The sequence below is a fragment of the Laedolimicola ammoniilytica genome (genome assembly GCF_025567165.1).
GTDB lineage: Bacteria > Bacillota > Clostridia > Lachnospirales > Lachnospiraceae > Laedolimicola > Laedolimicola ammoniilytica.
In genome coordinates this window covers 46,856-55,724 of sequence record NZ_JAOQKC010000021.1, presented here as the reverse complement: position 1 = coordinate 55,724, position 8,869 = coordinate 46,856, and the positions used below count along the sequence as shown (strand labels likewise).

The 8,869-nt window shown below is 51.6% G+C and carries 5 protein-coding genes and 1 pseudogene; 2 read left to right on the top strand and 4 right to left on the bottom strand.

What is annotated here, in order from left to right:
• Positions 1-1,356, top strand: a 1,356-nt coding sequence (locus tag OCV63_RS13680) for an NAD(P)/FAD-dependent oxidoreductase (RefSeq protein WP_262670879.1), incomplete at its 5' end; no start/stop codon positions are given.
• 26 nt (positions 1,357-1,382) lie between these two features.
• Positions 1,383-2,126 carry a TraX family protein gene (locus tag OCV63_RS13675; RefSeq protein WP_158364736.1) on the top strand — a complete coding sequence of 248 codons (744 nt, stop codon included), beginning with the start codon at positions 1,383-1,385 and terminating at the stop codon, positions 2,124-2,126.
• A gap of 52 nt (positions 2,127-2,178) precedes the next feature.
• On the opposite strand, the pseudogene OCV63_RS13670 reads toward OCV63_RS13675, so the two are convergent.
• The 4 genes and pseudogenes from OCV63_RS13670 to cls all read right to left on the bottom strand — a co-directional run bounded on the left by OCV63_RS13670 (position 2,179) and on the right by cls (position 8,750).
• A pseudogene (locus OCV63_RS13670) lies at positions 2,179-3,329 on the bottom strand (MFS transporter).
• 49 nt (positions 3,330-3,378) lie between these two features.
• Positions 3,379-5,718 (bottom strand): ferrous iron transport protein B, encoded by a 2,340-nt coding sequence (gene feoB, locus OCV63_RS13665; RefSeq protein ID WP_158364734.1) that lies wholly within the window; start codon positions 5,716-5,718, stop codon positions 3,379-3,381.
• A 351-nt stretch (positions 5,719-6,069) separates the two neighbouring features.
• Positions 6,070-7,137 (bottom strand): trigger factor, encoded by a 1,068-nt coding sequence (gene tig / locus OCV63_RS13660; protein ID WP_158364732.1) that lies wholly within the window; start codon positions 7,135-7,137, stop codon positions 6,070-6,072.
• Positions 7,138-7,277: 140 nt separating this feature from the next.
• Entirely contained in the window at positions 7,278-8,750 is a 1,473-nt protein-coding gene (cls, locus tag OCV63_RS13655; RefSeq protein WP_158364749.1) for a cardiolipin synthase, read from the bottom strand.
• Between the last annotated feature and the right edge of the window lie 119 nt (positions 8,751-8,869).

The window sequence follows — 8,869 nt, the reverse complement described above, 5'->3', positions numbered from 1 at the left end:
TTGATTGTAGGAGCAGGGCCGGGAGGTATCTTCACTGCATATGAATTATTGGAAAAAAGACCGGATTTACGGATTGCTGTTTTTGAAATGGGAAATGAATTAAAAAAACGCCACTGTCCTATTGACGGCGATAAAATCAAATCCTGTATTCACTGCAAAAACTGTTCTATCATGAGTGGCTTTGGCGGCGCAGGGGCATTCTCAGACGGAAAATACAATATCACCAACGATTTTGGCGGTACTTTGTATGAGTATATCGGGAAAAAGTCCGCCCTGGAATTGATGGAATATGTAGACAAGATTAATCTGGCCTTCGGCGGCGAGGGAACAAAGCTGTATACCACTGCCGGCTCCAGTCTGAAAACCAGCTGTATGCAAAATGGCCTGCATCTTTTGGACGCTTCTGTCCGACACCTGGGAACGGATATTAACTATATTGTTCTGGAGCATTTATATGATCATCTGAAAAAGAACGTGGATTTTCATTTTAACTGCTTTATCAATAAGGTGGAAAAGCTGGAACAGGGATATCGGATCTATCACGGGGATTCCTGTTATGAGGGAAAAGAATGTGTAATTTCCGCAGGACGGAGCGGCAGCAAATGGATGGAGCAGGTATGTCGTGATCTGAATATCCATACCAATTCCAACCGCGTGGATATCGGCGTGCGTGTGGAGCTTCCCGCCGGAATTTTCTCCCATCTGACAGACGAATTATATGAAAGCAAGATTGTGTACCGTACCTCCAAATACGAGGATCTGGTGCGCACCTTCTGTATGAATCCCAAGGGGGAAGTCGTAAACGAGAACACCAACGGAATTGTCACCGTAAACGGACACAGCTATGAGGATCCGGCCAAGCAGACCAATAATACCAACTTCGCGTTACTGGTCGCAAAGCATTTCTCAGAGCCCTTCAAGGATTCCAACGGATACGGAGAAAGCATCGCGAGATTAAGCAATATGCTGGGCGGCGGGGTCATTGTCCAGCGCTTCGGCGATCTGATCCGGGGCCGCAGAAGTACTCCGGAAAGAATCAGCGAATCCTTTACCGTGCCCACCTTAAACGCCGCGGCGGGAGACTTAAGCCTGGTTCTTCCGAAGCGAATCCTGGACGGTATTATCGAAATGATTTACGCGCTGGATAAGATTGCGCCCGGAACCGCCAACGACGATACCCTGCTGTATGGCGTAGAAGTAAAATTCTACAATATGGAGGTCGAGCTGGATCACAATCTTATGACCTGTCACGAAGGCTTATATATCATCGGCGACGGAAGTGGTATTACCCATTCTCTGTCCCACGCTTCCGCAAGCGGAGTCTACGTGGCCAGACAGATTGCTGCCAGATTATAAAATTCCCAATCATTCTGAGGTAGTAAATGAAAAAAAATCACGACTTAAGCGCCGCGGCGCTGCATATCCTTGCCATGACGCTGATGCTGATGGATCATCTCTGGGCTACGCTTCTTCCGTCTCAGGACTGGCTGACCTGCGCCGGAAGACTGGCCTTTCCCATCTTTGCGTTTATGGCGGTGGAAGGATATTTTCACACCCACAATTTTAAAAAATACGCCCAGCGTCTGCTGTTATTCGCGGTTCTCTCTGAGATCCCCTTTGATCTGATGTACGGCGGAACCTGGTTTTATCCGGTTCACCAGAACGTAATCTGGACATTGCTTCTGGCTCTTCTCGGCGTTCATCTGATGGAAGCCGTACGCAAAAAGCAGAAAACCTGGCTGTACCTGCTTGTGGCGGCCCTGGTCACGGTAACCTGGACGATACTTGGAACCCTGGGCATGGTTGATTACTACGGCGCAGGCATACTGACCGTATTTATTTTCTATTTTTTCCGCGGACGGAAATGGTGGTGTCTGCTGGGACAGCTCCTTGCGCTTTACTGGGTCAATGTGGAGATGCTGGGTGGTCTGATGTATCCCATTCACCTGTTTGGAAACGAATTTGAGATCTGTCAGCAGGGACTGGCGCTGTTGGCACTGATTCCCATCTGGCTGTACCGCGGACGACAGGGCTATCACAGCAAGCCCTTCCAGTATCTGTGCTATGGATTTTATCCGGTGCATATGCTGGCGCTGGCAGTGATTCTAAATTATGTAAACCGTTAAGCAAAGGGGCTGCCGCACGAATTTAAGTTTTTTTCGTGCGGCAGCCCTTTTCTTATTTCTTATTCAACAATTCATACATTACTCCCATAATCACAAGAAAAAGCAGCAAGTATAGAGGAAGTATCCGGATCGATATATGATTTGCAAGCAGACCAAAGAAGGGCGGCATCAGACAGATGCCGACATAGGCGCTTGCCATCTGGACTCCTATCATGGCCTGCGAACGTTCTGCTCCAAAATATTCCGGTGTAGAGTGGATAATACAGGGATATATAGGCGCACACCCCAAACCAACCAGGGAAAATCCAATCAGGGACGCAAGATTTCCCAGGGGCAGCAGCATTACCAGAATTCCCATCAGTATAATCCCCTCGCCCATACGGACCATCTGTTCATCCTTCCATTTCATAGCTATAAAACCGTTGATTCCACGTCCGACGGTAATCCCGATACAAAACATTCCGGCAAAGGAGGCAGCTGTTTTGGCGTCGATTCCTTTTGCAAGATTCAGATAGCTGCTTGCCCAAAGCATCGTTGTCTGCTCGACAGCGCAATAGCAGAAAAAACAAAGTATGATTGCCTTTGCCCCCGGAATCGATATAATTTCCCTGAAGGTGAGCGGTTTCCCACCCTTTGCTTCCTCTCCTGCAGGATTCTCTTCCTTCCACTTGGGGAGACTGATGATCAAAACTGCTGTAAGTACCATCTGCAGCAGCGACATAACCCGATATCCCATATTCCACGCGGCTCCGCCGGTAAGCACCGCTCCCATGATGTAGGGGCCCAGCGTCGTTCCCACTCCCCACATACAATGCAGCCAGCTCATATGCTTGCTGGCATAATGCAGCGCCACATAATTATTCAGGGAAGCGTCGACGCTTCCTGCTCCCAGTCCATAGGGAATCGCCCATAAACACAGCTGGAGAAAGCTGTGGCTGACGGAAAAGCCCCACAGCGCCAGTGCGGTAATCCCCACACTCGCCGCCGTCACCTTACCCGTTCCAAAGCGTTTGGTGAGGCGATCACTTTGCAAGCTGGACAAAATCGTTCCAAACGCAATGGTCTGGGAATGGAAATCATACCTGCATAAGACACCGGAACCTGAAACTCCGGATACATATTCGGCCATGCCGAACCCAGCAGAGCGTCCGGCAGTCCCAGGCTGATAAAAGAAAGATAAATAATACCCAACAAAAAACTCATATTTTATTTTTTCCTCCCAGTGGGGAATGATAGTACATTGTATACAACATCACACCAGCATCCCCACCGTATGTACTGCGAATGCCGCTATCCAGGCAATTACGCACTGAAGAACCACAACTGCCACAGCCCATTTTCCACCCAGCTCCCGCTTAATGGAGGCAATGGCTGCCACGCAGGGCGTATAGAGCAGGCAGAAGGTCAGAAGGCTCACAACGGCCAGCGGCGTCAGAAGGCTCATCAGCGCCTCTGTTCCGCCGAACAGAATCGACAGGGTCGATACCACGCTCTCCTTTGCCAGAAAGCCTGTAATCAGGGCCGTGGAAATCCGCCAGTCGCCAAAGCCCATGGGCTTAAAGATCGGCGCGATAACTCCTGCCACATGTGCCAGGATACTGTTCTGGGAATCTGTCACCTGGGTCAGGTGCAGATCAAAGGTCTGCAGGAACCAGATCACCAGCGTCGCCATAAAGATTACCGTAAAGGCGCGCTGCAGAAAATCCTTTGCCTTGTCCCACAAAAGATGGCCCACATTCTTCGCTCCCGGCAGACGATAATTGGGCAGCTCCATAACGAAGGGCACCGCCTCGCCGCTGAACATGGTGTGACGCAGCAGCAGCGCCATCAGAATTCCCATCACGATTCCGCCAAAATACAGGGCTATCATCACCAGAGCCGCTTTCCCCGGGAAAAAGGCCGCCGCAAAGAAGCCATAGATGGGAAGCTTTGCGGAGCAGCTCATAAAGGGCGTCAGCAGAATGGTCATTTTCCGGTCGCGCTCAGAGGGCAGGGTGCGGCTGGCCATGACGCCCGGGACTGTACAGCCAAAACCCACCAGCATGGGGACAATGCTCCGTCCGGACAGGCCGATTTTCCGGAGCAGCTTGTCCATGACAAAGGCTACCCGGGCCATATAGCCGCTGTCCTCCAGCAGGGACAGGAAAAAGAACAGCGTTACGATGATCGGCAGGAAGCTTAAGACACTGCCCACGCCGTTAAAGATACCATCAATCACAAGGGAATGGATGACATCGCTGGCTCCGCCTGCCGTCAGCCAGTGATCCACGGCAGTTCCCAGCGCCGTAATGCCCTGATCCAGCAGCCCGGATAAAAACGCGCCGATGACGCCGAAGGTCAGGTAAAAGACCAGTCCCATGATTCCCACAAAGCAGGGAATGGCTGTATATTTGCCCGTCAGAATCCGGTCAATCTGTACGCTGCGCAGGTGCTCCTTACTCTCATGAGGCTTTACTACCGTCTCATCGCAGACGCTCTCGATAAAGTCAAACCGCATATGGGCAATGGCCGCCGCCCGATCCAGGCCACGCTCGGTCTCCATCTGGGTTACGATATGCTCCAGCATCTCTTTCTCATTCTGATCCAGGTGCAGCGCTTCCAGAATCAGCTTGTCGCCCTCTGCCAGCTTGGACGCCGCGAACCGCACAGGAATCTGCGCTTCTCTGGCGTGATCTTCGATCAGATGCATGATGGCGTGCAAGCAGCGGTGTACCGCGCCGCCGTCCTCATTGGCGTCGCAATAGTCGATTTCCTGGGGACGCTCCTGATATTTGGCCACATGCAGGGCATGAGACACCAGTTCGTCGATACCCTCGTTTTTCGCGGCTGAAATGGGAACCACCGGAATACCCAGCATCTCCTCCATACGGTTAATCAGGATGGAGCCGCCATTTTCCCGCACCTCGTCCATCATGTTCAAAGCCAGTACCATGGGAATATCCAGCTCCATAAGCTGCATGGTCAGATACAGGTTCCGCTCAATATTCGTGGCGTCCACGATATTGATGATTCCTTTCGGATGCTCATTCAATACAAAGTTTCGGGTCACAATCTCCTCGCTGGAATAGGGAGACATGGAATAGATACCCGGTAAATCGGTCACCAGGGTATTTTCTTTTCCACGGATAGCGCCATCCTTCCGGTCCACAGTCACGCCCGGGAAATTGCCCACATGCTGACTGGATCCGGTAAGCTGATTAAACAGGGTGGTCTTACCGCAATTCTGGTTGCCTGCCAGCGCAAAGGTCAGCAGCGTTCCCTCCGGAAGGGGATTTTCTGTCTCTTTAAAATGATACTTTCCACCTTCGCCGAGACCCGGATGATCGATAACTTCCCATTTTACTTTGGGCTTCTGTTCTTTCGCGTCCCGGATATTTTCAATCTCGATTTTCTCCGCGTCCGCCAACCGCAGGGTCAGCTCGTAACTGTGGATCCGAAGCTCCATGGGATCGCCCATGGGGGCCAGTTTCACCATGGTTACCTCGCCCTGGGGAATCAGTCCCATATCCAGAAAATGCTGTCTCAACTCGCCTTCTCCCCCTACGGAGACGATGGTGGCGGTCTTCCCGATCGGTAATTCTCTTAATGTCATACTCTGCCTCTTTTACTTTTGTTTTATTGAGAAATATTATCATTTGTCTTCCTCTGTAAAGGTATGACAGATGGGCGTATTTGTCAAGTTATTTACAAGAAAGAATGTGCCATTGGCACATTCTCGCGCCGAGGCGCGGTTGCTTCAGCAACCATCTACCACTGCGCCGAGTGCGCATCTTTGCAAGCTCTGCTTGCCTGCGGCGGGTCGCCTAAGCGACATACTACCTCGCCGCCGCAGTGCGATAATATTTGTTATGCAATAGGTGATTCCATAGGAATTTCCTATTGCATGACAAATAAGACGCCTCCGACATTCGGAAGCGCCTTACATTTTCTGTCATTTTCTGATTTATTTTACGACTGCCTGGTCTACTACATAATCCATGATCTTATCATACAGAATACTGTTTTCGACGTCCTCTTTGCCGTACTGCTCCTCGAAGGCCTCGCCGGACTCTGCGCCATACTGGTTTGCCAGTTCCTCCAGGCCGCTCTGGTACTCCTCGTCGGATACGGTCATGTTCTCAGCCTTACCGATGGCGTCGATGGCCAGGGTGCAGCTGATCTGGAATCTGGCGTTCTCCTCCAGCTTCTCGTCGGTCATGCCGTTGTTGCTCAGAAAATCATCCAGGCTCATACCAAAATAGGACGCGTACTGCTCATACTGCTGCTTCTGGGTATCCACCAGCGACTGCACATCGCTGTCCGCGCACTCGAACTCGGAATCGTCCACAATGGCCTGCATTACATAATAAGCCTTGTCGGAATCCTTCTGTTCCTGCAGGCTGGCTTTTGTGGCCTCCACATACTCGTCTACCGTCTGATAATCCGTATTCGCCTGCACAAACTCATCGTTCCACTCTGCGTCCACCTGCTCCTCGATGGCGTTGACCGTCACCTCAAAAACCACGTCCTGACCCGCCAGATCCGGGTTCGGCGTGTAAGTCTCCGGGAAAGTCAGCGGAAGCTCAAAGCTATCGCCTACCTGTTTGCCGATCAGACCGTCCTCGAAACCGTCGATGAAGGAACCGGAGCCGATCTGCAGATCGTAGCCGCCCTCGTCAGAAGAACCGCCATCAAAGGCCTCGCCGTCCTTCTTTCCCACGAAATCAATATTCACCCAGTCGCCGTCCTCTACCGTGGTCTTGTCCAATTTCTGATAAACCGGGTTGGAAGCCAGCAGGTTATCAATCTCGCTCTGAACTTCGTCGTCGCTTACCGTCACGTCCGCCTCCGCGATCTCCACGCCCTTGTAGTTACCGAGCTTCGTGATGCTGCTGTCCGGGTACTGTCCGGAGATGCCGGAGGCCGTGCTGCCGGTGCCACTGTCGCTCGCATCTGAGCTCTTACTCTTTCCACAGCCGCCTGTCAATGCCAGTGCGCACACCAGTGCCGCCGCAATCCATTTCTTTTTCATTGTATATTCTCCTCTTATTCTTTGTCCGAATCCGAAGTCAAACTCCCCTCTGTCTATCTGAACACGGATACCGCTTTTCCTACCATATCATATTTTCTGTCCACGGGCAAGAAAAGGCTTCTTAAACCTTTCTTAAATCCTTACAAAACCGGCGAAAACAGCCTGGAAAACTGTTCCTTTATCCGCACCAGATAAGAACGCCTTCCATAAAGGTATTCTGTTACCTGAGTGCAGACCTTCAGATCCTCCCGGAAGATTTCTTCCATCCGGCGCGCCACCCGCGCGCTGTAAATGACCGCATTGACCTCAAAATTAAGCCTGAAACTCCGAATATCCATATTGGCGGTGCCGTAGCAGCTCACCAGGCCGTCCACCACCATACCCTTGGCGTGCAGGAAGCCGTTATCGTAGGTATAGCATTTGGCCCCGGCGGCCAGCAGGTCGCCGATATAGGAATAGGTGGCCCAGTACACGAAGGGATGATCGGGTTTGCAGGGAATCATCACCTGTACGTCTACGCCGGACATAGCTGCGATCCGCAGAGCGTCCAGCACCGCGCTGTCCGGGATGAAATAGGGCGTCTGGATACGGATGCTTTTCCGGGCCTTGCTGATCATTTTCAGATAGACGTTGCGGATATTCTGCCACCGGGAGTCCGGGCCGCTGGAAATGATCTGGATGGCCTCATTTCCCGGCTTCTCTTCGGGACGATAGGTAAAATAGCTGTCTCTGGCAAATAAATTCTGCTTGGTTGCATAGTTCCAGTCCAGGATAAACCGGATGTGCAGGGCCAGCACCGCGCTTCCCCGGATCCGCAGATGGGTATCCCGCCAGTAGCCGAATTTCGGATCCAGGCCCAGATATTCCCGGCCAATGTTGAAGCCGCCCACGAAAGCGGTTCTTCCGTCTATCACTACGATTTTCCGATGATTTCGGTAGTTAATACGCAGCTGCAGACTTCCGAGAAGGGCCGGGAAGAACTCGCCCACCTGGATCCCCAGAGAACGGATACGCTTCCAGTCGGAGCGCCTCATCTTCCGGCAGCCCATGCTGTCATAGAGCAGGCGGACCTCCACGCCCTCCTTCACCTTCCGCGCCAGCAGCTCCTCAAAGGGCTGCCAGAGCTCATCGTTCCGGATGATATAGTACTGAATGTGAATGAACTTCTCCGCCTGTTCCATCTCCTGATAAAGCGCCCGGAACTTCTCTTTGCCGTCCGTATAGATTTCCACGTCGTTGTCCGCCGTGTAAACTGCGTCTGCTGCCTCCAGGTTCATCAGCACTGTGTCCGAAAACTTCCGAAGCCGGGGATCGCCGGGCGCGAATTCATCCCGGAAGATGCTCTCCTCCTGCCCTCTGACCGCCGAGTACATGGCGTCCTCGATCTCCTTGGTCCGGAACATCTGTCGCTTATGAAAATCGTAGCCGATGATAAAATATAGAAAAATGCCCAGAATCGGAATAAAATACAGCACCAGCAGCCAGGCCCACACGGTTTTCGGATCCCGGCGCTCAAAAAAGACGATCACAATCGACAGTATGATATTTATAAATAGCAGATGCTCCATCCAGAAATTTGCTGTCTGAATGAGAAAATGTCCCAACCCAATCATGATTTCCATACGCGCGTCTCCTGTTTCCCTTTATCAGTCTATTCTGTCAGTCATAGGTGTTCACTATATGTTACCATTTTTCCTTGCACTTTACCATAAAAACTGCTATAATAGCACTC